General features: G+C 65.7%; 21 protein-coding genes. 12 read left to right on the forward strand and 9 right to left on the reverse strand.

Annotated features, from left to right (window positions below; translation table 11 throughout):
- Positions 1-36: 36 nt before the first annotated feature.
- Both IC40_RS0117565 and IC40_RS0117570 read left to right on the forward strand, forming a co-directional pair.
- Positions 37-4,203 (forward strand): SpoIIE family protein phosphatase, encoded by a 4,167-nt coding sequence (locus tag IC40_RS0117565; RefSeq protein ID WP_030136005.1) that lies wholly within the window; start codon positions 37-39, stop codon positions 4,201-4,203.
- Complete coding sequence (locus IC40_RS0117570) at positions 4,203-4,508, forward strand: STAS domain-containing protein (protein ID WP_030136006.1); 306 nt, start codon at positions 4,203-4,205, stop codon at positions 4,506-4,508. The genes IC40_RS0117565 and IC40_RS0117570 overlap by 1 nt, the downstream gene beginning before the upstream one ends.
- 4 nt (positions 4,509-4,512) lie before the next feature.
- Here the strand turns inward: IC40_RS0117570 and IC40_RS0117575 are convergent, their stop codons facing one another.
- Positions 4,513-4,956, reverse strand: a complete 444-nt coding sequence (locus tag IC40_RS0117575) for an ATP-binding protein (RefSeq protein ID WP_042509956.1) — start codon at positions 4,954-4,956, stop codon at positions 4,513-4,515.
- Positions 4,957-5,090: 134 nt separating this feature from the next.
- Between IC40_RS0117575 and IC40_RS0117580 the strand changes: the two genes are divergently transcribed.
- Positions 5,091-6,533: a GAF domain-containing SpoIIE family protein phosphatase gene (locus IC40_RS0117580; protein ID WP_051644371.1), complete on the forward strand. Its 1,443-nt coding sequence runs from the start codon at positions 5,091-5,093 to the stop codon at positions 6,531-6,533.
- An 8-nt stretch (positions 6,534-6,541) separates the two neighbouring features.
- Here IC40_RS0117580 and IC40_RS0117585 read toward each other — a convergent pair whose 3' ends face one another.
- Both IC40_RS0117585 and IC40_RS0117590 read right to left on the reverse strand, forming a co-directional pair.
- Positions 6,542-6,904 (reverse strand): STAS domain-containing protein, encoded by a 363-nt coding sequence (locus tag IC40_RS0117585; protein WP_030136009.1) that lies wholly within the window; start codon positions 6,902-6,904, stop codon positions 6,542-6,544.
- 79 nt (positions 6,905-6,983) lie between these two features.
- Positions 6,984-7,673 (reverse strand): GAF and ANTAR domain-containing protein, encoded by a 690-nt coding sequence (locus IC40_RS0117590; protein WP_030136010.1) that lies wholly within the window; start codon positions 7,671-7,673, stop codon positions 6,984-6,986.
- Positions 7,674-8,212: 539 nt separating this feature from the next.
- Between IC40_RS0117590 and IC40_RS0117595 the strand changes: the two genes are divergently transcribed.
- Positions 8,213-9,016, forward strand: a complete 804-nt coding sequence (locus tag IC40_RS0117595; protein ID WP_036470207.1) for a SigB/SigF/SigG family RNA polymerase sigma factor — start codon at positions 8,213-8,215, stop codon at positions 9,014-9,016.
- 17 nt (positions 9,017-9,033) lie between these two features.
- Here the strand turns inward: IC40_RS0117595 and IC40_RS0117600 are convergent, their stop codons facing one another.
- On the reverse strand, positions 9,034-9,480 hold the full coding sequence (locus tag IC40_RS0117600; RefSeq protein ID WP_213449765.1) for an SRPBCC family protein: 447 nt from the start codon (positions 9,478-9,480) through the stop codon (positions 9,034-9,036).
- 221 nt (positions 9,481-9,701) lie between these two features.
- Between IC40_RS0117600 and IC40_RS0117605 the strand changes: the two genes are divergently transcribed.
- Positions 9,702-10,655 carry a helix-turn-helix transcriptional regulator gene (locus tag IC40_RS0117605; protein WP_030136013.1) on the forward strand — a complete coding sequence of 318 codons (954 nt, stop codon included), beginning with the start codon at positions 9,702-9,704 and terminating at the stop codon, positions 10,653-10,655.
- On the opposite strand, the gene IC40_RS0117610 is transcribed toward IC40_RS0117605, so the two are convergent.
- A complete protein-coding gene (locus IC40_RS0117610; RefSeq protein ID WP_081843470.1) occupies positions 10,652-11,737 on the reverse strand; it encodes a GAF and ANTAR domain-containing protein in 1,086 nt (361 codons plus the stop codon). The genes IC40_RS0117605 and IC40_RS0117610 overlap by 4 nt on opposite strands.
- Before the next feature lie 34 nt (positions 11,738-11,771).
- On the opposite strand from IC40_RS0117610, the gene IC40_RS0117615 reads away from it, so the two are divergent.
- The 7 genes from IC40_RS0117615 (at position 11,772) to IC40_RS0117645 (ending at position 18,168) form a co-directional block, all read left to right on the forward strand.
- On the forward strand, positions 11,772-12,221 hold the full coding sequence (locus IC40_RS0117615; RefSeq protein ID WP_030136015.1) for a hypothetical protein: 450 nt from the start codon (positions 11,772-11,774) through the stop codon (positions 12,219-12,221).
- Positions 12,221-13,450 carry an NRAMP family divalent metal transporter gene (locus IC40_RS0117620; protein WP_030136016.1) on the forward strand — a complete coding sequence of 410 codons (1,230 nt, stop codon included), beginning with the start codon at positions 12,221-12,223 and terminating at the stop codon, positions 13,448-13,450. Before IC40_RS0117615 ends, IC40_RS0117620 begins: the two co-directional genes overlap by 1 nt.
- Entirely contained in the window at positions 13,447-13,833 is a 387-nt protein-coding gene (locus tag IC40_RS0117625) for a hypothetical protein (RefSeq protein WP_030136017.1), read from the forward strand. Before IC40_RS0117620 ends, IC40_RS0117625 begins: the two co-directional genes overlap by 4 nt.
- Complete coding sequence (locus IC40_RS0117630; RefSeq protein WP_030136018.1) at positions 13,820-14,152, forward strand: PRC-barrel domain-containing protein; 333 nt, start codon at positions 13,820-13,822, stop codon at positions 14,150-14,152. Before IC40_RS0117625 ends, IC40_RS0117630 begins: the two co-directional genes overlap by 14 nt.
- A 55-nt stretch (positions 14,153-14,207) precedes the next feature.
- Positions 14,208-15,401 carry an NAD(P)/FAD-dependent oxidoreductase gene (locus tag IC40_RS0117635; protein WP_234411662.1) on the forward strand — a complete coding sequence of 398 codons (1,194 nt, stop codon included), beginning with the start codon at positions 14,208-14,210 and terminating at the stop codon, positions 15,399-15,401.
- Positions 15,402-15,492: 91 nt separating this feature from the next.
- The gene (locus IC40_RS0117640; protein ID WP_030136020.1) at positions 15,493-16,689 is read left to right on the forward strand and encodes a metallophosphoesterase; all 1,197 of its coding nucleotides are present in this window, start codon (positions 15,493-15,495) and stop codon (positions 16,687-16,689) included.
- A 249-nt stretch (positions 16,690-16,938) separates the two neighbouring features.
- Entirely contained in the window at positions 16,939-18,168 is a 1,230-nt protein-coding gene (locus IC40_RS0117645) for a sensor domain-containing phosphodiesterase (RefSeq protein WP_267880953.1), read from the forward strand.
- Between the two features lie 13 nt (positions 18,169-18,181).
- On the opposite strand, the gene IC40_RS0117650 is transcribed toward IC40_RS0117645, so the two are convergent.
- The 4 genes from IC40_RS0117650 to IC40_RS0117665 form a co-directional block, all read right to left on the reverse strand.
- Positions 18,182-19,045, reverse strand: coding sequence for an alpha/beta fold hydrolase (locus tag IC40_RS0117650; RefSeq protein WP_030136022.1), 864 nt, complete (start codon positions 19,043-19,045; stop codon positions 18,182-18,184).
- 89 nt (positions 19,046-19,134) lie between these two features.
- Positions 19,135-20,571 carry an amidase gene (locus IC40_RS0117655; RefSeq protein ID WP_042509957.1) on the reverse strand — a complete coding sequence of 479 codons (1,437 nt, stop codon included), beginning with the start codon at positions 20,569-20,571 and terminating at the stop codon, positions 19,135-19,137.
- A gap of 29 nt (positions 20,572-20,600) precedes the next feature.
- Positions 20,601-22,064, reverse strand: a complete 1,464-nt coding sequence (locus IC40_RS0117660) for a purine-cytosine permease family protein (protein WP_036470211.1) — start codon at positions 22,062-22,064, stop codon at positions 20,601-20,603.
- Positions 22,065-22,315: 251 nt separating this feature from the next.
- The gene (locus IC40_RS0117665; protein WP_030136025.1) at positions 22,316-23,233 is read right to left on the reverse strand and encodes a LysR family transcriptional regulator; all 918 of its coding nucleotides are present in this window, start codon (positions 23,231-23,233) and stop codon (positions 22,316-22,318) included.
- Between the last annotated feature and the right edge of the window lie 188 nt (positions 23,234-23,421).

Below are 23,421 nucleotides of genomic sequence, written 5' to 3' on the forward strand. Positions count from 1 at the left end.
TCATGAGGCCGCTTGCCAGGACACCCGAGGCCGCCGATGAGCGCTGACACCACGCCCGACCCGCGCCATCCGGTCGGGGATGTCTTCAGTTCCGATCCGCAGATCGGTGTTGATCTGGCACGGGTGAACTGGGCAGATACCCCACTGGGTGATCCCTCGGCCTGGCCCCAGAGCCTGCAGACCGCGGTACGCATCCTGCTCAGGTCACGGTTCTCCATGTGGATGGCCTGGGGGCCGGAACTGACCTTCTTCTGCAATGCGGCCTACCGCGACCAGACGTTGGGCAGCAAATACCCGTGGGCGCTCGGCAGACCGGCCCGCGAGGTCTGGGCCGAGATCTGGGACGATATCGGCCCGCGGATCGACCACGTGTTCAGCACCGGCGAGGCGACCTGGGACGAGGGGTTGCAGCTGATCATCCAACGCTCGGGGTTCCCCGAGGAGAGCTACCACACGTTCTCCTACAGCGCGCTCAGCGACGACGACGGACGCGTGGTGGGCTTGTTGTGCGTCGTCAGTGAGGACACCACCCGCGTAATCACGGAGCGGCGGATGGCCACCCTGCGGGAGCTGGGTTCCGATCCCAATCTGCTGCCCTCGGAAGATCAAACTTTGCAGACGGCGGCGGCCAAGCTGCGCCGCAACCGCTTCGACCTCCCGTTCGCCCTGTTGTACCTGTTCGACGGCACCGACCACGCCCGCCTGGTGGCGCGCACCGGGATACCCGCCGGGCACCCGGCGGCACCCGAACAGCTGCCTATCACAGATGACTGCACCGACTCGACGGTCTGGCCCTGCACAGATGCCGTCGCCGGGCGCTCGACGGTCGTCGAGCTCACCGGCGCACCGTTCACGGATCTGCCTACCGAACCGTGGTCGCAGCCGCCCGTCCAGGCGCTGCTGGCTCCGCTCACCCAACAGGGCGCCGCGCCCTACGGAATGCTCGTCGCCGGTCTCAACAGGTTGCGCCCGCTGGACGACTCCTACCGCGGATTCATCGACCTGGTCGCCGGGCACATCGCCGGCGAAATCGGCAGCGCACGAAGCTATCTGGCCGAACAACGCCGCGCCGCCGAGCTCGCCGAACTGGACCGCGCCAAGACGGTGTTCTTCTCGAATGTCAGCCACGAGTTCCGGACCCCACTGACGTTGATGCTCGGTCCGGTCGCCGAACTGCTCGGCGGTGACGCTGACAAGATCAGCCCGGACGCTCGGCGGGATCTGGAAGTCGTGCAACGCAACGGCTTTCGTCTGACCAAGCTGGTCAACACGCTGTTGGATTTCGCCCGCATCGAGGCGGGCCGGACGCAGGCGCGCTACGAACCGGTGGACGCGGCGGCACTGACCGCCGAGCTGGCAAGCGGGTTTCGCTCCGCGGTCGAGCGCGCGGGCCTGGAGTTCCTGGTGGAGTGCCCACCGCTGGGTGAACCGGTGTACCTCGATCGGGACATGTGGGAGAAGGTCATCCTCAACGTCTTGTCGAACGCGGTGAAATTCACTGCCGCCGGCTCCATCTCGGTGCGTACGGAGCGCGATGGCGGCGACGCGGTGTTCGTCATCGCCGATACCGGCATCGGTGTCTCCGCCGATGAACTGCCCCGGCTCTTCGATCGTTTCCACCGCATCCCGGCGGCATGGGCGCGATCGCACGAAGGCAGCGGTATCGGATTGGCGTTGGTGCGTGAGCTGGTGACCCTGCACGGCGGCACCATCACCGCGCAGAGTACCGAGGGTGTCGGCACCACCTTCACGGTGCGGATACCGTTCGGCGCCAACCACTTACCCGAGGACGCCATCGTCGCCGCGGGCGCGGCTACCGGCCCGCCCGGCGCCCCGCCACCGCAGACGGCGAATCCCTTCCTGGAGGAGGCCCTGCGCTGGCTGCCCGAGGACGAGGGCACCGATGCGGCACCGGCGGCCGAACCGTCGGCGAGCGCCACGGCACGGGTGTTGGTGGCCGATGACAACGCCGATATGCGGCATTACATCACCCGACTGCTGACCGGCGCGGGTTACGCCGTGGAAGAGGCCTCCGACGGCAGGCATGCCCTCGACATCATCCGGTCGCGGCCGCCGGAACTGGTGGTCAGCGATGTGATGATGCCGCATCTGGATGGCCTGGAGTTGGTGGCCACGCTGCGCGCGGATCCGCGCACTGCCGCGTTGCCGGTGTTGCTGCTGTCGGCGCGTGCCGGCGCGGAGGCCTCCATCGACGGCCTACGCGCCGGCGCCGACGACTACCTGGTCAAGCCCTTCGCCGCATCGGAGCTGCTCGCACGAGTGCAGGCGAACATCAGCCTGGCCCGGATGCGGGCTCATCACGCACGCTGGCATGACGCACTCATCGACTCCCTGCAGGAAGCGTTCTTCGTCTGCGACGCAGACGGAGCCGTCGTCGAGATCAACGCGGCATTCACGGAGATCCTCGGTTACGGCCCCGAAGGCCTTCCCTACTCGGCCATTCATCCCTGGTGGCCCGACGCGGTCACCGAGCCCGACGCCCATCGGCAGATCGCGGCGGCTTTCGAGGACCTGCTGCACCAGGACCGCGGCGTGCACACGGTGCCGGTGTGTCACCGCGACGGCCATCGGCTATGGGTGACGTTCTCGTTCACCCATGCCGAAGACCCGGATACCGGGGAGCGTCTGACTGTCGGGACGCTGCGCGACGCGACCGCCGAGCACTACCGGCGACGCCATGACACCGCTCTGGCGGATCTCAATCACGCGCTGGTCCTCGCCGAGACGGTGGACCAGGCCGTGGCATCCACCGTCGCGGTGGTCCGCCAGATCTGGCAGGCGCGACGGGTCCTCGCCGTCACCTTCGGGACCGACGCCGAGCACCCGGCAGTGATCGCGGCCGGAGTGCCCACCGAATGGGATGACCTCCCGTCGAGCAAGCGCAGATTCATCGAGTCGCTGTGCGACGCGGATCCGCTCACCTCGCTCACCGGTGGGCCGGGAACCGCGGCGATCGCGGTGTCGCACCCGGACGGTGTGCTGGTCGTGTGGATGGAACTCGCCGAGAACCGGCCGTTCACCGCACCGGATCACACCCTGCTGACCGTGCTTGCCGGACAGCTCGGGCAGGGATTGCACCGGGTGCATCGCCTCGACCAACAACACCAGACGGCCGTTGCGCTCCAACACGCAATCCTGGGGCCGTCCGCCCTCCCGCCGGGATTCACCGCCCGCTACCTGCCGGCCACCACACCGTTGCAGGTCGGCGGGGACTGGTATGACGTCATCGACCTCGGCGACGGCCGGGCCGGTCTCATTGTCGGCGATTGTGTCGGCCACGGACTGGATGCCGCGACCGTGATGGGCCAGTTGCGCAGCGCCTGCCGCGCTCTGTTGCTCGAAAACCCCTCCCCGGCAACAGCACTGGCCGGTCTCGACCGTTTCGCGATGCAACTCACCGGCGCCAGGTGCACCACCGTGTTCTGCGCGGTGCTCGATCTGGAGACCGGAGAGCTCAGTTACTCAAACGCGGGGCATCCTCCCCCGATCGTGGTCGATGCCGACGGAACCTCGATGACGCTCGACGCGGCACGCGGTGTCCCGGTGGGGATCCGGCCAGGCCGAAATCGCGCGGTCGCGCTGCTGACGCTGCCGGCGCGAGCGACGTTGCTGATCTACACCGACGGTCTCGTGGAACGTCGGCGCGAGTCGCTCGATGACGGTATTGCCCGCGCCGGTGAGCTGTTACGGCAGGCCTGCTCGACCGATCAGGGCGATGAGCTGGCCGACCGACTGCTGGCCGGCATGACCCCACCGCAGGGCTACTCCGATGACGTGGCGATGCTGCTCTATCGTCACCCCGGCCCCCTGCACATCAGCGTGCCCGCCGACATCAGCCAGCTGGCCGTCACCCGCGACACTCTGCGAACGTGGTTGTCGCGCAACGGTCTGGACCCCGAACAGGTCCAGGATCTGCTGGTCGCCGTCGGGGAAGCCGTCGCCAATTCGATAGAACACGGGCACCGCGGTGGGAAGTCCGGCACGGTGACGCTGGCCGGCCGGGTACACGGGTCCGATGTTCACCTGCGCATCACCGATACCGGTGTGTGGAAGCCCGCCGACGAGGTGCCACACCCCACCCGCGGTCGCGGCCTCGCGTTGATGCGCGCGCTGACCCACGAGGTCACCATCCAGTCCGATCACCTCGGCACCACCGTCGACATGCAGGCGAGGATCCGCTGATGAACACCGAACTCACCCTCCACCAGACCCATACCGACGCTGGTACGACCGCGTTGGAGGCAGTCGGGGAGATCGATCTGAGTAATGTCGAGGCGTTCTCCGCCGCGCTTGAGGCCGCGACCGCCGACGCCGGGGGTTCACTCACCGTGGACCTCACGCATGTCACCTACCTCGACAGTGCCGCCATCAACGCGTTGTTCCGACACGTCAACCACATCAGCATCCTCGCCAACCGACTACTGAAGGCGATCCTCACACTCAGTGGGCTCGCCGATCTGGTCACCGTGCAGATCGTCGACGCGTGACCCGTCAGCGGGCCGGACACTGCTCGAATTGCAGACACACCCTGGTCCCGTGGTCGGAGCCGTCGACGGTCATGTCATCACACAGCGCGCGCATGAGTCGCAGTCCGCGGCCTCGCGCAGGGTTCTTGGGTGACGATCGCGGATCCAGCCAGTGGCCGCGGTCGACCACGCAGAGCCGCACCGTCCGCGCGTCCGTGTCGTGGCGGGCCTCGATGCTCATGACCCCGGCGGCTGATTGGCCGCGGTACGCGTGGTCGGCGCAATTGGCCAGGGCCTCATAGGCGGCAAGCACGATATCGGCGATCCGGTCGGTGTCGATGTGCACCCGTCGGGTCAGCCACGCCCTGATTTCGCCGCTCAACTCGCCGGCTGCCGTCGGCTCGGCGGTTGCCGACACCAGCAGATCGGCGTCCCCCGGCGGCGGCGCGGGCTGAGGTAAAGGGCACATCTTTGGTCGATTACCCCATTCGACGAAGTCTAGTCATGACCCGCGCCACGTGCGCCCGCTCCGTATAAAACCGTGACGAAACGGGAACCCTCTCGGCTGCAGCAGTGCACGCGAACCAGAATCGGGTAGGAGCCATGAGCACCGAGGACATCGACGCCGACGAGCGGGTGCGGCTGGCTGCGGTGGCGCGATATCGCAAGGTCATCGGCCCGGCCGACCCGGTGCTGGCGCGTATCGCCACGATCATCGCCGAGGTGTTCGACGCACCGTATGGCGTCGTCACGCTCGTTGAACGGGACAGTATCTGGATGGTCGGCACCCACGGGCTGGACGTCGACCGGATCGATAGGGAGGACGGACTGTGCTCCACCGCCATTGCCGGCACAGCCCCATACGTGGTGTCCGACTGCCAAACCGATCCCCGCGCGGCAGGTAACCGCTTCGTTCGCGAGCACGGCATCGGTTTCTACGCTTGTGTCCCGCTGATCACGTTCGACGGACACCACCTGGGTGCCGTCGCGGCGATGGACACCCGTTCGCGTCGCGATCCCTCTCCGTCGCAGCTGTCGGTACTGGCCGACCTCGCCGTCGTGGTGATCGAGCAGTTGGAGCTCCGCCTGTCGTCCTCGGAGGCCCTGACCCTCGAGCATGGGCTCCGTACGGTCGCCGAGGCCGAACTGGACGCCGTCCGCGCCGACAGGGACGCAGCCAGGCGGGATCGAGACAGCGCGCATCTGGCCCTGGATGAGGCGCGCTCGGATCGCGTGATCGCTCAGCGAGATCGGGATCGGGCCCGGTCGGACCGCGACGAGGCCCAGCTGGACCGGGAGGCGGCCGAACGCGAGCGCGACAGCATCGACGATTACGCGACAGCACTACAGCAGGTGCTGGTGCCACCCAAGCTGCCCGAGATCCCCGGCATGGACCTGGTCGCCGGGTATCACCCGGCATCACCGCGGGATGTCAGCGGTGACTTCTACGACGCGTTCGCCCTCGACGAGCGAACGTGGGGTCTGTTCATCGGCGACGTGCAGGGTCACGGTGTGCATGCCGCCGTGCTGACGACACTCATCCGGTACAGCCTGCGCGCGGCGCTGCTGCATGACCGTGAACCCGCGTCGGCGCTGGCGGAACTGAACGCGGTGCTACTGCGGGAACTGCGGCCGCGCCGGTTCGCGACGGTGTCGGTGTTGATCCTGCGCCGCCGCAGCACCGGTGGTTTCGATCTGGTCATGGCTACCGGTGGGCACCCCCCTGCCCTTCTGCTGGATCCGCGGACGAAAACCGCACACGCCGTCAGACCGGAGACCGGCATGCTCGTCGGGGCCACGCCGCACGCGACATTCGGAACACTGGAAGTGACGCTGGAGCCCGGTCAGACGCTGTTGCTGTACACCGACGGGCTCACCGAGGCACGCCGCGGCGCCGATCCTTTCGACGATGCCGCACTTGCCACCTACGGCGCGACCCGCACCGCGCTGAGCGCGGCGGCGCTCATCGACGATCTGGCGACGCTGATCCCGAAGCTCCAGCCGACCGACGATATCGCGCTGCTCGCCCTCAGCGTCGGTTCTTGAAACAGCGACTATCGCTGCGCGAGAACCGTATTCAACGCCTCGTCGAGTGTCGGGCACACATCGATCACATCGGCCACCCCGACGAGTTGTAGTGGCCGGGCGGTAGCAGGTCCGGCAGCGACGACGGCCAACCGAACCGTCGGATGATGGTGGACAGCGACCAGCGCACCGATGCCTATCGACGCCAGGAACTGCACGCCGAGCAGATCGATCACGACGCGCTCCGGCGCGCCGGCCATCGCCGATTCGATGCCGCCCTCCAAATGCGCGACGGTGACCATGTCGATCGTTCCGGTGACGGTGATGACCACCGTCCCGTCCACAAGACGGGTACTGACACCGCACACCGACGCACCTGAATTCCCCACCATGTTCCTCACCGCGACCTCCCGTTCGCTCGGCCGCTCGCACGGCGAACAGATCATAACCAGTACCGGAGGTCTCGGTTATTCAGGTCGTCTCGTCGTTGATCTGGGTCACGATGCGATGCGCGATATCGGACAGCTTGACATTGGCATCCTGGGAGAGCTTGACCAGCAGCCGGAACGCCGCCATGGAATCGATCTTGAACCGCTCCATGATGATCCCTTTGGCCTGCCCGATCTCGTCACGACTGTGCAGCGCCTCTTCGAATTGACTCTCGGCCTCCGCACCGAACAACGCAATGGACGCATGCTGGGCGACAATGGCACCGATGAATTCCGACTCCTCCGAAAACACACCGGCCTCACCGCCATAGAGGTTCAGCGCTCCGAGATTTTGTTGCAGCACATAAAGCTGGAAGGACAACAGGCTGCGCGCACCAAGCTCAAGCGCGGCCGCCGCGAACCGAGTCCAGCGCGTCTCGGTCGCCATATCCTCGATGAGCACGGTGCGATGCTCACGCAGCGAACTCAAGCACGGACCCTCGTCGAGTTCGGTCTGCAACCTATCCAATTCGGCGACCATCGGGTCGCTCGGCGCTCTTGGGGTGACGGTGCGACCTTCGATCATCGAGACACCCGCCCAGCGCACGCCCGGCACGATCTCCACCGCGCCCTTGACCACCGCCTCGAGAGTGGATTCGGTACCCGCCTGGTCCTGCATCGTCAGCGCCAGGTCCGCGAGAGCGCGCGCGAGATCGATCCCCCGATCAGACATGTTCCTACGGTAACGCTGTGTTCGCCTCGCGGACAACCAAACCGGCGTCGCCGTATCGCCGGTGCTCACCTGCACACCTCCTGCAAACCTCGCCACGCAGATCAGTACGCGCTTCATCTGGCGTTTCCTTGTCGACACCGGACCGCGGCAATTTGACGTCACCGTAAGAGCTTTCGTCTTGTGCCATCCACTCTGAGAGCAGACACAGCGCGGTGCGGACTGGCGGTTTCAACGCACCACCGCACCGGGTACAAGCTGACCAACGGGCGCGATGGCGGCGCCGCAATACACCTGGAGATGCGATCGTGATTCCATTCATCTGCACGACATGCGGAGAATTCGACCTCGATACCGCCGAATGTGCATCGTGCGCGCAATCGGCGCGTGACCACGGCGCGGCGGGCACCGCCGTCGCATAATGACCGTGCGGCCGGCATACCGGCCCGAACTCGAGGTTCGATGAGCGGCTCCTCGGGGTATGCACTAGATGGTTCAGATCCGAGCCACCCTCAGCACCATTTCGAACAGGGGAAACTCGGATGCCACGAACCGATCAGCAGTACGCCGAAATCGCCGACATGGTGCGATCCTTGCGCAGCCACGAGCCCGGCTCGGCTGACCACCGCACGCTCTACGACGACATCATCACCAGGATTCTTCCGCTGGCCGAACACATCGCCCAGCGGTACTCCGGGCGCGGACAGCCCTACGACGATCTCTACCAAGTCGCTTGTATCGGACTCATCAAGGCGGTCAACCGGTTCGATCCGGACCGTGGGGCGGATTTCCTCTCCTTTGCCGTGCCGACGGTGATGGGCGAGGTGCGCAGGCACTTCCGTGATACCGGATGGGCCGTGAACGTGCCGCGCCGCCTGAAAGATCTCAGTCTGCAGCTGACCAAGGCGCGCGAGGAATTGACCCGAACCCGGGGCCACGCGCCGACTGCCAGCGAGATCGCCACCCACCTGGGCATCGAACGCGAAGAGGTGATCCAGGCGACCGTGGCCGCAAGCCATTATTCGACCGTCTCCACTGACCGACCGGCCACCGACGACGGTGAGGACTTCACCCTCAAGGACACCCTCGGCTCGGTGGACACCCGGCTGGACAAGATCGTCGATGTGGAGACCGTGCGACCGCTCATCGAAAAACTGTCTCCCCGAGAACGCGCCGTACTCAATTACCGGTTCTTCGACGATATGACCCAGACGCAGATCGCCGAGCGGATGGACTGCTCACAGATGCAGGTTTCGCGCATCCTTGCCAAGGCGCTGGACTCGCTGCGCAAGCAGGCTGAGGCTCAAATGGCCGAACGCCCGCGGGTCAGGCACACCGCCGCCTGATCTCAGAACGCGACATCTCAGAAAGCGACGGGGTCGGCCCGTTCGGCGATCAGCGCCAGTCGCCAGGTGCACTCGCGGTTGCGCGGTGCGACACCGAGTAACTGCACGGCGTCGGGGACCCACCGCACCGGCGCGGTGGTGGCCACCTCGGTCATCTCGATTCGGCACCCGCCGTCACCGTTGTCAGAGAGACGCATGGTGATCCGTGCCTTGCCCGCCGGGCGGACCTTGGCCAACAACACCAGTTCATGGCCGGGCTCACAACTCTCGACCACGGTCTCGTCGTCGATGACGACGGGCCAGGTGCCGATGGAGTGCAGAATCCGCGAACCCGGTGCCGGCCAGTCCGCGCTGACAGCCCGGATTCGGCTGTTGCCGACCACCCAACCCGAGTAGGTCCATCCATCGGCGAGCACATCCCACACCTGCTGACGGGTTGCCGAGGTCTCCCTGCTGACCGTCATGCCGCGCATCTCCTGTCGTTGGCGCCGCGAGTTGATCTCACCGCTCGTCAGCACCGGATGTACCCCGTAAGCCACCCACGAATCGCCACTGGCGGTGGTATTTTCGGTCCACCTGCCGCACGGAACGGGCCACATCGCGCGGCGGCGTGTGCCAGGGGCCGTGGGCGTCGGCCGCTCGATACTCTCTTGCGCACAATTGGCGCGCGCGACAGGTACCGGACATGCAGGATTTGAGCTTCGACAGCAGCGACCTCGGAGAAACCGAGGAGTTTCTGGTGAAGGCCTACACCAAGATGCGTATCGGCGGCGCCGGTGAACAATCGCGGGCCAGGATAGCCCGGCGGGCTCTGGGACCCATCGGCATGGACGAACTGGCGTTCACCTACGACATGAACTTCGACGCCAGCCCACTGAGCCGAATAGTGCTGTGCGAGATGCGCAGCGGACACATCGAAGAGACGATCAGCGGCAGGCAGACCGATGTGTTCGCACCGGGCGACCTGACCCTGTTCAGCCCACCGGGACAGCCGCATTCCGGAACGGTGCGTGGTGCCTCCTATGACCTGACCGTGTTCGACACCGCGATTCTGGACAGGGTGGCAGCAACGACGCCGAGAGCGCGTCAGACGCCGGTCATGTTGACCGGGCACCGCCCGGTTTCGGCTGCGGCCGGGCGGCGACTTGGCGCGTTGATCGGATACCTGCGCGACCACGTGCTCTCCGACCAGCAGGCCCGGGCATCCGAGCTCGTGATCAGCAACGCCGTCACACATCTGGCTGCCACGACGTTGAATGCTTTCCCGCACAACGCTTCGACCGACCCCACCGCGGCTGATCGGCGCGACGCCGGGGTGCCCGCTTTGTTGCGTCGCGCCGTCGCCTTCATCGACGAAAACGCCGACCGCGATATCGCGCTGGCCGATATCGCCTGCGCCGTATACCTGACGCCCAGGGCGGTGCAATACATGTTCCGCAGGCATCTGGACTGCACGCCGACGGAATACCTCCGGAAGGTCCGATTACACCACGCCCACCTCGAACTGCTCACCGGTTCGCCGCAGGAGAGCACGGTGAGCGCCATCGCGAGGCGCTGGGGATTCGCCCACACCGGACGGTTCGCCGCGTTCTACCGACAGGCCTACGGGCGGTCGCCGGCAACCACCCTGCGCAGCTAATCGGGCGGCCGCGACTTCGGGTGGGTCAGCGTGACGATCTTTTCCGCGACGGTCGCCAATTTGACATTGCTTTCCTGAGACATGCGCTTGAGCAACTCGAACGCCTCGTAGGCATCGACCCCGAAGCGCTCCATCAGCATCCCTTTTGCCTGGCCGATCACATCCCTGGACAGCAAGGCCGTGCTGAACTGTTGCTCACGACGTTGCAGATTCCAGGCCATGGTGGCGTGCGCAGCCAGGATTTGGGCCATTTCGACCGACTCGTCGGTGAAGGCGTGCCGACGCTCGGCATGGAAGTTCATGGCCGCCATCGGTGGGATCTCGGAGCCGAACATGTGGACGCTCAAAACCGAGCGCACCGGAGTCCGAACCAGCGCCGCACTCCCGAATTCCGGCCATCTCGACTCATTTTCGAGATCGTCGACGCGAATGACTCCGCCACCACGCGCTGCGGCAAGACACGGACCCTCGCCCGTCTCACGCTGCAGGGCATCCGACGCCTCCGCGTGATGATGAGTCGGTCCCAGCGAGGCGATCGAATCATCGTCCTCCAGCACGGTGATGCTGCAATACTGCGCACCCGGCACCAACGACACCGCCTCGGCATTCATGGCGAGCATCGCCGCAGCGAAATCGGCCGTGTCGTCACGCTGCAGCGAATCCGCCAGCTCGACCAGCCTGATGATCAGTGCTGCATCGGCCATCAGCGGCCGCTCTGCACGTCGCCGGCCATCTGCGGCATCGGACAGCCCGTCAGACAATCGCCGCACTCCTTTCGCACGCGAAGACGACCGGCCACCCAGCAGGTGTGAATGGACGGTCCAGATGGGACCCGGGCACGCGTCGACGGCGCGGAGTCGGGCTCGACCGCGTTGTCGAGCAACCCCAGGCGCCATCTGCCCGTCCCGAACATAGTTGCGATGCAGGGCCATTGGTCTCAGCGGCCACCCGATTGCTTCGCTCGGCGGATCGGCTTTCGCCCAAATATTCGTTTCGCGACCCGCCGCCCGCTCTACGCTGTTTGTCGCTGCACGCGCCGGGTAACTCGCATTCGGGTGGTCCGGCCGAACAGTGCCGACCATACGAGGAGATCGCGATGGCAGCGGAGACCCGGCGGTGACGGGCAGAAATGCCCGCCTGGTGCTCGGCCCGATCCTTCTTGCCGCTGCGCTGGCAGGGCTGTTCACCAGCTGCCCGACCTACCGAGATGGCGTCTCGGGGCAACTCGCGTCAGCCGAGGAACAGACCGAGTCCGCTGCCCACTCCGCGGCGTTGGCACTGCAACTGTGGCATCAAGGGCGATCGCCGGACCGGCTCGTCGCCGTCCAGATCTCCGACGCCCGCGATGATGTCGCCGAGAGTTACGACACGACAGCGGTGTTACGTACGACGGGTCCGACGGATCTGGCGCGCCAGACACTTCTGATGCAGGTCATGACGGAGATCATCTCGACGTTGAATCGGTCCTACGCTTCGGTACGCGCTGGGGCGCAACACGAGTCGACGGACGATCTCCGGGCGGCGCTGCTCGCGGCCGCCGATGATCTTCGACACCGGTACCGCTGATGAAGAAGCTGCTGAGCGTCGCGCTGGGAGTTCTCACCGCCATCGGCGGGTTCCTCGATATCGGGGACCTGGTCACCAATGCAGTCGTCGGTTCCCGCTTCGGTCTGGGGCTGGCCTGGGTGGTACCGGTTGGCGTGGTGGGGATATGCCTGTACGCGCAGATGGCCGGCCGGGTCGCCGCGGTCAGCGGGCATGCCACCTTCGAGATCATCCGGGAACGGCTCGGGCCTCGGATGGCAGCGGCGAACCTGGGCGCCTCGTTCTTCATCAACCTGATGACGGTGACCGCCGAGATCGGCGGTATCGCGCTGGCCCTGCAACTCGCCACCGACGTCGGTCACCTGTTGTGGGTTCCGGTCGCCGCCTTCGCGGTATGGATCGTCATCTGGCGGGTGAAGTTCTCGGTGATGGAGAACGTGACCGGCATCCTCGGTCTGAGCTTGATCGTATTCGCCGTCAGCGTGTTTCTGCTGCAGCCGAACTGGTCGGATCTGTCGGACCAGGCGCTGGCTCCGGTCATTCCCGAAACAGAGTCTGCCGCCACCTACTGGTACTACGCGATCGCACTGTTCGGCGCCGCGATGACACCCTACGAGGTGTTCTTCTTCTCCTCCGGCGGCATCGAAGAGCGGTGGACCGTTGCAGATCTGGGCAAGTCACGACTCAACGTCCTGGTGGGCTTCCCGTTGGGTGGCCTGCTGTCCATCGCCATCGCGGCGTGCGCGGCAATCGTGCTGATGCCCGCACAGGTGGAGGTGACATCGCTGTCCCAGATCACCATGCCCGTGGTGGCGGCCGGCGGAAAGCTGGCGTTGGCATTCGTCATCGTCGGAATCGTCGCGGCCACCTTCGGTGCGGCACTGGAGACCACGCTGTCCTCCGGTTACACCGTGGCACAGTACTTCGGATGGGCGTGGGGCAAGTTTCGCAGACCCGCGGCAGCCGCCCGCTTCCACACCGTGATGTTCGTGGCCGTTTTCGCCTGCAGCGCTGTGCTTTTCACCGGCATCGACCCGATCCTCGTCACCGAGTACTCGGTGGTGTTCTCGGCCATCGCACTTCCGCTTACCTATCTGCCGATCCTGATCGTCGCCAACGACCCCGGATACATGGGCAACCATGTCAACGGTCGTATCACCAATGTGCTGGCCTCGGTCTACCTGGTGATCATTCTGGCCGCCTCTGCGGCCGCCGTACCGCTGATGATCGTGACAGGAGCAGGACAATGACGAATCGACTGCGGGCTCCCGATGCTCCACGACCGGACGGTGTCCGGCTCATCGATGCCAGGCTGCACCTTTTGGACCGGCAGATCGTCGACGCACAACGCGAGCCGGTCGGCATCGTCGATGATCTGCTGATCGACGGTGTATGTGGTTCCCATCCGGAGGTGACGGCAATCCTGACCGGGCAGGTGTTGTTCACCCGGATACTCGGCGGGCACCCACCGCGATCGCAATTGCACGAGCTGCCATGGCATTTCGTCAGCCGGATCGGCACATCGATCACCTTACGGCCGGGCGTGGATGCTTCTGCGGGCCAGTGGGTGGAGCGGTGGTTACGCGATCACATCATCGGGCGCATCCCCGGAGGCCGACATGCAGCTCAGTGACCTACTCGGAGCGCCGGTGACCGCGCAGAACGGACAGCGGCTCGGTACCGTCACCGACGTGCGGCTCGCAGTGCGCGATGACGCCGCGCCGGCACTGTTCGGTCTGATCATCAGTCCGCGAACCCGTTCCTCCTACCTGGGTTACGAGCGTTCACAGGTGCGCCGCCCCGCGGTGCTGGCAGCACTGCTGCGGTGGCGGCATCGCGGCACCTTCCTAACGCTGTGGCGGGACCTGCACACCATCGACGACAACGGCATCGTGCTGCGCGACGGGTTCGACCGCTACTCGGCCGTGCTGAAAGAGGATGCCACCACGTAGACACCGCCATACCCGTCGGCGGTTTCGTGTTCGACGCGGCGGGTAGCCAGCGATGATGGGTCAGGGTTCCTCGTTCGAGGTGGTCATCATCGGCGGCGGCAACGCCGGTATCAGCGCCGCCGCCCACCTCATCCGCCGCGGTGTGCACAGCATCGCGATAGTCGAACCACAATCCGTGCACACCTACCGTCCGCTGCTGTCCTATGTCGGAGCGGGCCAGGCAACCAAGCGGGCGGCCGAACGCATGCAGCGGTCGGTGACCCCGCGCGGCTGCACCTGGGTTCAGGGCACGGCTGCAGCGATCGATCCTGAAGACCGCACCGTGACCTGCGCCGATGGCGCCACATTGCGGTATGAACACCTGATACTGGCGACGGGCCTGGAGGTCGACGACGTGGAATTGCCCGGAGCGGTCGCGGCGATGGACGCCGACTCAGTCACCAGCAACTATCTCAACCGTGCCGAAAAGACCTGGCAACTGGTCGAATCCATGCCCACACACGGACACGCTCTGTTCACCGTGCCGCGAGCTCCGGTCAGTTGCACGGGCACGACGCTCAAGCCGCTGTTCCTCGCCGCCGCCCGGTGGCGACGGATCGGACGTCCCGTGCAGATCACGTTGGTGATCGACCGGGCGGGTCTGCTCGGCGTCGCAGGACTCGACCTCCGGCTGGGCAGCCGGTTACAGGAACTCGGTGTCCAGACGCTGCTGTCGAGCACCGTCACCGGATTGGACCCCGACGCACGCGAGATCGAGATCGACGACGCCGACCGCAACCGACGTCGGATCGCCTATGACATGCTGCACCTCGTTCCGCCCTTCCGCGGTCCGCGGTGGCTGGCCGGCTCCGGCATGACCGACAGTTCCTCGCACGGTTTGATCGACACGGACCCGCTGACCCTTCGCCATCGGGTCCACGACAACATCTGGGCCGCAGGCGATGCGGCGACCGTCGAGACCGATCCGTCAGGCGGGGCGCTGCGCCGCCAGATCGCGGTGTTGGCGGCAAATCTGCTTGCCGTTCGTCGCGGCGACCCCATGACATCGGTGTACGACGGCTACACCGTCGCACCGATCGCGACCGACACCCACCGGCTGATCGCCGCCGAGTTCGACCGCACCGGAGCGTCGGCATCCTCGCTACCGTCATTCCTGGATCCGTTCGCACCGCGGAGCGCCGCGTGGGCCTTCGACAGATATGTCCTGCCCCAGATGTACTGGCGCGCGATCCTGAAAGGCCGGTTGTGACATCACGTCAGTCCCGGGTCAGCGCCCCGGGCCGGGGCTGTGACTAGGCTGATCAGATGTCTCTGGTCCGAGCACGGGGCTGACCGCCTGCATGTTCATCATCATCCTGTGTGGGGTGCTCGGACTGGCCCACCTGTACGTGTGGAAGCGGTTGATCAAGGACACCACCGGGCCGGGAGTTGCCCGCACGGTGCTGACAGCCGCCTTCCTGGCCATGGCCGCGGTATTGGTGATGGCACTGCTGGTGCCGCGGCTGACCGGGCTGGACGAATCGGCGTGGTTCGCCTGGCCGGGATACCTCTGGTTCGCCTTGATCGGTTATCTGCTTCTGACGCTGCTGTTGGTGGAACCGATCCGGCTGGTGCTGCGGGGGTGGGTGCGTCGCGGCGGGAAAACCGGTGAGCCCGCCGAACCGGTGACCACCGCCGCGGTCACGCAGTCACCCGGTGCGCTCAACCGCCGGGTATTTCTGGCCAGGACCGGCGCCGCGGCGGCAGGCGCGGCGGCCACCGGACTGGTGGGCTACGGAGCGGCCACCGCACTCGGACCCCCGAACATCCTCCAGGTGCCGATTCGACTCAACCGGCTTGATCCGGCTTTCAACGGTTTTCGCATCGCCGTGGTCTCCGACATCCATCTCGGGCCGCTGCTGGGACGCAGCCATACCGAGCGGATCGTGGAGATGATCAACGGAACCGATGCCGATCTGGTCGCGATCGTCGGCGATCTGGTGGACGGCACGGTGGACAAGCTCGGCCACGCGGCCGAGCCCCTTCAGGATCTGGTGTCCAGGGAAGGTTCGTTCTTCGTCACCGGCAACCACGAGTACTTCGTCCCCGACACGATGCCGTGGCTGCGCGAGCTGGATCGCCTCGGTGTCACCCCGCTGCGTAATGAGAACACCCTGATCCGGCGGGGCGCCGCCGCATTGCACATCGCCGGGGTCAACGACCTCGCCGGTGAAGAGCACGGCGACCCGCCCAACTACGACCGGGCACTGGCAGGTATCGACCGGGCAAACCCGACGGTGCTTTTGGCGCATCAGCCGGTCATGGTCGGCCAGGCCGCCGCGCGCGGCGTCGATCTGCAACTGTCCGGTCACACGCACGGCGGACAGACCTGGCCGTTCCAGTACATCGTCGAGGCGGTGCAGCCGTCCTTGGCCGGATTGTCCACCCACCAGGACACCCAGCTGTATGTGTCTCGCGGTGCCGGGTTCTGGGGACCGCCGGTACGGGTCGGCGCCCCGCCGGACATCTCGGTGCTGACACTCGACGCCGGCCGGTAGGCGATCCGACACATCTTCACCGACCCACCGGCCGAATGTCACTACTTCGGTGGCAAGTGCCGGACCAAGCACTTGTTTGCTTAGGTCGAATCGGCGAGTTCCGACGTGGCGTCGACCATCATCGGCTAGTTTGCTGAATGAAACCACGATCGAAAGCGCCGCGGCCTACGAGAGGGAGCCGCGCGAGCCCGAGGAGTTCCCGTCAAGCGACTGATTGCCGCGCTGACCGCATCGGTCGACCCGAAGTCACTGCTATCCCGGATCGCCGAGCAGGTCTGCATTTTCAATCCGAAGGCCGACGGCGCGGCCGTGGGCATGCTGACCCCCAACGGGTCCTTCGTGTTCGCCTCCGCGCACGGGCTCAGCGCGCCGGCACTGGGAACCGTGGTGCCGGCGGTCGGGTCCTTCCAGGAACTGGCGCTCTCGACCCGACAGCCACAGGTGAGCCGGAATGTGGCCGAGGATTCTCGGCTGCCGGAACAGACGCGCCGGCTCGCGATCGAGATGGGCATCGGGTCGTGGGCGGTGATCCCGCTCTTCCATCAGCACCGGGCGGTCGGGGTGCTCTCGGTGGTGGCCACCGGCAACGATGTGTTCGACGCGGCGGATATCGCCGGGCTCACCTCCGTGAGCAGTTTCATCTCGGCTCTGATCGGCTCGCAGGCCGAGATGGCGATACTGCTGCGCGACCTCTTCGACGAGGGGGGCGGAACGCTGCATGATTCGTCGGCGCGGTTCGCGGGATCACTGCTGATGCCCAGGGAAACCCTCGACGAGGGCGCCCACGCCGAACTCGACGGCCTGCTCGAGCACCCGCGAATATGCCCGGTGTTCCAGCCGATCGTCGATCTGAAGTCCGGTACCACCGTCGGCTACGAGGGCCTCGCCCGCTTCCCGGCGGACGTCACGCACCGCAGCACCGCCGACTGGTTCGCCATTGCCAGGGGGCTCGGCCGCAGCCTGTCCATCGAAGCGGCTGCCCTGCACGCCATTCTGCGCGCGGCGAGGGCAATCCCTCAGTCCTACATCATCTCGGTCAACCTCAGCCCCGAGACTGCCGTCGATACCACCCTGCAGCAGTGTCTGATGTCCTCGGAGCGCCGCTTGATGCTGGAGCTCACCGAGCACGCCCCCTATCCGCCCAACACCTTCGAGGGGTTGCAGCCGCTACGCAAGTCCGGCATTCTGCTGGCGATCGACGATGCCGGCGCGGGCTATGCCAGCCTCACCCAACTGCTGCGTATCCGGCCCGATGTCATCAAGATCGACGCCGAACTGGTCACCGGTCTGGAGTCCGATCCGGCCAGACGCGCACTGGTGTCCGCCGTGGCGGTACTGGCTCGTGAACTGAACGCACTGACGGTCGCGGAGGGCGTCGAAAACTGCCGCCAGTTGCAGATCCTCTCCGATATGGACATCAGGTTGGGGCAGGGCTATCACCTGGGGCGTCCCGTCGATGTAAACGAGCTGCAGTTCTGAAAGGAAAAGAATCTCAGTTCCGCGCAGGATCGTCGGGTTCCGTGGTCGAAATGAATTCATCGATCAGTTCGATCACTTCGAAGGGGGCCTCGACCTGGGCGAAATGCCCTATCCCCGGCAGGATTTCGAGACGGCAGTCCGGACGGGCCTGCAACGCGGAGTAGGCATGGTCGACCGGGATGATGTTGTCATCCTCTCCCCAGATCGCCAGCACCGGAAGTGCTTCGCGCAGGTTCAACCGGTTCAATGCACTCACCGACTGACCGCGATAGTCCACCACTGATCGCAGTGTGCGCAGAAACGCCTCCCGTGTCTCGCTGTCGGCGAAGGAAGAGTAGGCATTCCAGATCTCGGCTCCCCGGGGTGACCGCAGGCCCACCGAGGTCAACCAGGAGCGCACCGCGTTGCCGGCGCGCAGAACCGGCGGGGGCGCGATCACCGGCATCACCAGCTCCGCGCCCGGTGCCGCCAGCAGTCGCAGGATCCAGCCCACATCGGGGCCGAGCCCACCACTGCCGATGAGCACGAGCCGGCGACAGTACTCCGGGTGCTGGTAGAGGAACTGCATCGCGACACCACCGCCCAGCGAGTGGCCCACCACGGTGGCCGAACGCACCCCGAGTTCGTCGAGCAGATCTCGCAGACCGACGGCGAAGGCACCCAGCGAATAGTCGGTCCGCGGCTTGGACGACTGGCCGTGACCCAGCAGGTCGGGCGCGATGACCCGGTACTTCTTCGCCAGCTGCGGCAGGACCGCCCGCCAGGTCTCGGCGCTGCCGGCCATACCGTGGATGAGCAGCAGAACCTCGTCACCGTCACCCTGGTCGACGACTGCCTGCCGCACCCCGTGAATCTCGACGAATCGTGTTTCCGCCATCTGAGCTCCCGTCCCCTCGCACCCGAGCCTACTGGCCGGTAACCGGCCCGACCAGGTGCGGACCGGATCGGGCGGGGATTACCTACGACTCACAGCTGCGGATGCCTCTTGTTCCACGCCGTGGCGGCCTGGAAGGCGCCCACGATATCGACGAGGCGGTGCTCGGTGAACGCGCTGCCGACCATCTGCAGACCGACCGGGAACGGCAGACCGGCCTCGGTGGTGGTGAATCCGCCGGGGAAGGTGATGGTGGGCAGTTGCGAGAGCGTGAACGGCACGGTGAAGCGGTGCACCCCGGCGGTGGTCTCGTCGTCCATCCGGATCATCTTCTCCACCGGCGGCGCGATGAACGACATGGCCGGGATGAGCACCCCGTCCAAGGGCGCCAGCGCTGCTTCCATCTGGCCCTTGAAGATCAGCCGTCGCTGCAGCAACTCGTCGTATTCGATACCGGACATCGCGATGCCACGCTCGATCAGCTCACGCAATGCGGGGCCATAGCTGTCCCGGTGTGCGGGGAATATGCTCTGGTGCGACCGCGCGGTCTGTACCGCACATACCCCGAACCAATCGGTGATGGCCTGGGTGGGATCGGGCAGATCGGTGTGCACCAGCTCCGCACCCAGATCCCGCAACATCTCTTCGGCGGCCCGATGCGCCTGTTCCACATCCGCACTGACGTCTCGATAGCTCCACGACGGATCGACGCCGATCCGGACACCCCGCAACGATGTCGGCATCTCGGTACCGAATTCCGGGACCGGTTGCAGCGAGGCGGTGGGGTCGCGCGGATCGGCCCCGGCGATCGCCCCGAGGATCAAACCGGCATCCCGCGCGGACCGACAGATCGGACCGACATGGTCGAGGGTGGCCGCCAACTCGACGACACCGGCACGGCTGACCCGTCCCCAGGTGGGCTTCAGACCGGTGGCACCATTGGAGGCCGACGGCATGCGGATGGATCCGCCGGTGTCCGAACCCAGTGCGCCGTAGCACAACCCGGCAACCGGGGCGACCCCGCTACCGCTCGAGGAGACCCCCACCCAGCGGTTGGGGTCCCATGGGTTCAGCGGCGCACGGAATGGTGGCGTGTGTTCGGTGTACACGCCCTCGGTGGTGTGTACCTTGCCGATGATCACCGCGCCGGCGTCCTCGAGTCTGGTGACCACCGTCGCCGTACCGTCGGCCACCTGACCGGCGCGCAGCGCCATACCGGCTTCCGTACGCCACCCGGCCTTGTCGTAGATGTCCTTGATGGCCAACGGAATCCCGTCCAGTGGGCCACGTGTCGTGCCGGTCTTGCGACGCTGGTCGGACTCCTGTGCGCGCTGCCGGGCCTCGTCGGCCGCGACGAAGGCGAACGACCCGAGGCGTTGGTCGACGGCACCGATACGCTCCAGCGTCATCTCGGTCAACTGCGCAGAGCTGATCTCTCCGCCCGCCAGCAGCGGTACGAGTTCGCTGATCTCCCGGTAGTGCAGCGCGGCCGTGTCGGCGGACCCGGGATCGGTATGGGTATCGGTCATCTCTTCACAATCCTTTTCACCTTTTGGGCTCACTCGCCGGCATCGACCGTTGTCGAGCTGCGCTCGTCGGCCATGGGATCCTCGGAATCGGCCGCCGGAAGCCCGTATTGGGAACCCTTGCTCAGGATAGTCAACGGGACGTACACGATGGGACCCACCAGCATTGCCGCGAACGATGCGAAGTACAACGGGTACACACCGGCGACTCCGAGCGCACCGACCGCGATACCGGTTGCCAGAGCAGTCATTCCGCAGTAGTTCCAGTTCTTCACCCTACCCTCGCGGTACTCGACCAGCGTGCTGGGGGCGAGCTTGAGCAGCTTGCGGCAGATGAAGTAGTCACTGAGCAGGATGAAGATCCAGGTATTGGTCATGATGCCGGTGACCGCGAGGAACTTGTCGGTGTATTGCAACACGTTGATCGGGTACAGCGCGATTCCGAGCACGACCAGCAGGACCATCCACCACTGCCGGCCGACACGCTTGGGCGAGAGCACATCCCAGGCGTTCGACAGCGCCAACGATCCCGAGTAGAGGTTCATGACGTTGATCCGGACCTGGGTCAGGATGGCGAAGATGACGCCGAGCAAACCCATCACGACGGCGAAGATCAAACCGGGATCGGTGGCGGCCAGCTCACGGGCGGAACGCTCGCCGTCGAAGTACTCGATCATCGTGAACCCGAGGAAGACGCCGAGCACCATGACGACCGAGATCATCAACAGTTCGACCAGCATCACCCCACCGGTGCCGACATAGGACACCGAACGCTTGACGAAACGTCCGTAGTCGGTGGCGATGAGCGCCTGGAACACCACTTGGCCGTTGGCCAGGCTCAGCGCCTGCCACATCGCGGTCGCCGTGACACCGTCCTCGACGACCCATTCACCCGGCCCGGCCAGCACATAGCCGTTGGCGAGCATCACCATTCCGATCACGAAGAGGATCAGGAATATCGGCATGCCGAAGCGCTGCAGGACATTCATCGAATGCATGCCTCGCCAGGAGTAATACAGCGCGATCAACGCGACGATCGCGAACACCACGCTGGCCGCCGCGGAATCGATGGAAATGCCGAGGATCTCACTGAGTCCGTGCGAGACGATGCTGCCCTCGAAGATGAAGTAGAAGACGTAGTTGACGGCGTAGACGAAGGAGGCGATGGCCGACCCGCGGGCACCGAACCCCAACCCCCGAGACAGCAGTGGCAGCGAGAGGCCCTGCTGGCTGGCGATCCGCATGACCAGTGCCCCGACAACCGTCGCGCCGATGACCATGTACGCGATGGGGACGAGCACCCCGGGCCAGCCGACCAGGAATCCCATCTGACCGCCGAGGGCGAACCAGAACATGGCGGTCACGTTGCCGGTCAGTACGAGCAGGATGGCGGGCCGACGCCAGCGCTGGCTGTCCGGCACCCGGGTGGTCGCGTAACTCTCCACCTGGTCGTCCAAACTGGTGGCCGGACCGTGGAAGTAACTTCTCAAACTCAAGGCATGAGTCCTTTCCGACTCTAGATCTGCGCGGCGGGGATCGGGCGCATTGCTGACATCACTCACATGGGGACGTGCGCACCGATCACCTCGTTCTGCGCCACGCCGGAGCCGTCCACCTATGATGTGAACTACATCTCATCCGCGGTGCACCACGAAGTCAATGGCCATTACTGCACCCCGCCGTGCATAAATGCAGCTCGGCGCAATCACTCGCAGAGTTCTTCAAACGGACTGCCTCACAACATATTTCAAATGTTGGCCGGTTGAGCTTTACGCTTGCCGAGACTGAGGTCGGGATGCGCTTCGACCGTATCGCGCAGGAATGCACACACCGTGCGGACCCGCTCGAGGCGCTCGAGCTCCCGAGGCACCACCAACCAGTACAACCTGCGAACGCTGAAGGCGTCGGGCAGCACCCGGATCAGGCGTTCATCACCGTTGGCGATATAGGCGGGCAGCGGCGCGACCCCGAGCCCGCTTCGCGCCGCGAGCCAATGTCCGGTGATGTTGGATATCTGCGCGTCGACCGTCTGGACGTGGGGTAACTCGTCGAGAATCCGCAGCGGTTCCACGTCCATCAACGCATTGACATACCAGATCAGGGTGTGCGCGCGCAGATCTGACACCTTCGCGATGGGCGGGTGGTTTTCCAGGTACTCCGCGGTCGCGTACAGACCCAGGTCGTAATGGCACAGCACGTCCGAGCGGACCGCACGGGAGGTCGGCCGTTCGAGGGTCACGGCGACGTCGAAGTGCCGCTCGGACACCGCGTTGTGCACGGTCGCCGTGACCAGCTCGACGCTCAGGCGCGGGTGCGCGGCCTTCAACTCCACGAGGTGCGGCGCGATGATGAACGCGCCGAAACCGTCGGTGGCCGTGATGCGAATCGACCCGGTCAAGACATCCGGCGTCGCACCTTGGACATCGTAGGCCGCCATCACCGCCGATTCGACGGCCTCCGCGCGCGGCATCATCCGCTTGCCCGCCTCGGTGAGCCGCCATCCGCTGGGCGCCCGGTCGAAGAGCCGCTCACCCACCGACCGCTCGAGCGCGGTGATTCGGCGCCCCACGGTGGTGTGGTCGACCTCCAGTACGCGGGAGGCGTCACTCAACCGACCGGCCCGCGCCACCTCGAGGAAGTAGCGGAGATTGTCTGCGCTGAGCATGCGACCTCCTGTCGTGCATTTTTGCAGTCACCGGAGCGTATTTACTCGTTGACTCGTGCGCAAATCTCACTTCCCATGGTGGGGTGACTCAGACCGCATCTCGGCCAACGACCATCAGCCACTGGCTGAACAACGAACTGTTTCAAGGCACCTCGGGGCAGACCGCGCCCGTGACGAATCCGGCGTCG

Source organism: Mycolicibacterium neoaurum ATCC 25795 (genome assembly GCF_000691525.1).
Lineage (GTDB): Bacteria > Actinomycetota > Actinomycetes > Mycobacteriales > Mycobacteriaceae > Mycobacterium > Mycobacterium neoaurum.

What these genes read in the sequence shown, in the direction of transcription:
- IC40_RS0117635 (WP_234411662.1), top strand. Translation starts at nt 14,208, where the DNA reads ATGGGTCAGGGTTCCTCGTTCGAGGTGGTCATCATCGGCGGCGGCAAC.
- IC40_RS0117570 (WP_030136006.1), top strand. Translation starts at nt 4,203, where the DNA reads ATGAACACCGAACTCACCCTCCACCAGACCCATACCGACGCTGGTACG.
- IC40_RS0117605 (WP_030136013.1), top strand. Translation starts at nt 9,702, where the DNA reads ATGCAGGATTTGAGCTTCGACAGCAGCGACCTCGGAGAAACCGAGGAG.
- IC40_RS0117655 (WP_042509957.1), bottom strand. Translation starts at nt 20,571, where the DNA reads ATGACCGATACCCATACCGATCCCGGGTCCGCCGACACGGCCGCGCTG.
- IC40_RS0117565 (WP_030136005.1), top strand. Translation starts at nt 37, where the DNA reads ATGAGCGCTGACACCACGCCCGACCCGCGCCATCCGGTCGGGGATGTC.
- IC40_RS0117665 (WP_030136025.1), bottom strand. Translation starts at nt 23,233, where the DNA reads ATGCTCAGCGCAGACAATCTCCGCTACTTCCTCGAGGTGGCGCGGGCC.
- IC40_RS0117575 (WP_042509956.1), bottom strand. Translation starts at nt 4,956, where the DNA reads ATGTGCCCTTTACCTCAGCCCGCGCCGCCGCCGGGGGACGCCGATCTG.
- IC40_RS0117590 (WP_030136010.1), bottom strand. Translation starts at nt 7,673, where the DNA reads ATGTCTGATCGGGGGATCGATCTCGCGCGCGCTCTCGCGGACCTGGCG.
- IC40_RS0117630 (WP_030136018.1), top strand. Translation starts at nt 13,820, where the DNA reads ATGCAGCTCAGTGACCTACTCGGAGCGCCGGTGACCGCGCAGAACGGA.
- IC40_RS0117595 (WP_036470207.1), top strand. Translation starts at nt 8,213, where the DNA reads ATGCCACGAACCGATCAGCAGTACGCCGAAATCGCCGACATGGTGCGA.
- IC40_RS0117580 (WP_051644371.1), top strand. Translation starts at nt 5,091, where the DNA reads ATGAGCACCGAGGACATCGACGCCGACGAGCGGGTGCGGCTGGCTGCG.
- IC40_RS0117610 (WP_081843470.1), bottom strand. Translation starts at nt 11,737, where the DNA reads ATGGTCGGCACTGTTCGGCCGGACCACCCGAATGCGAGTTACCCGGCG.
- IC40_RS0117620 (WP_030136016.1), top strand. Translation starts at nt 12,221, where the DNA reads ATGAAGAAGCTGCTGAGCGTCGCGCTGGGAGTTCTCACCGCCATCGGC.
- IC40_RS0117625 (WP_030136017.1), top strand. Translation starts at nt 13,447, where the DNA reads ATGACGAATCGACTGCGGGCTCCCGATGCTCCACGACCGGACGGTGTC.
- IC40_RS0117585 (WP_030136009.1), bottom strand. Translation starts at nt 6,904, where the DNA reads ATGGTGGGGAATTCAGGTGCGTCGGTGTGCGGTGTCAGTACCCGTCTT.
- IC40_RS0117640 (WP_030136020.1), top strand. Translation starts at nt 15,493, where the DNA reads ATGTTCATCATCATCCTGTGTGGGGTGCTCGGACTGGCCCACCTGTAC.
- IC40_RS0117650 (WP_030136022.1), bottom strand. Translation starts at nt 19,045, where the DNA reads ATGGCGGAAACACGATTCGTCGAGATTCACGGGGTGCGGCAGGCAGTC.
- IC40_RS0117600 (WP_213449765.1), bottom strand. Translation starts at nt 9,480, where the DNA reads ATGACGGTCAGCAGGGAGACCTCGGCAACCCGTCAGCAGGTGTGGGAT.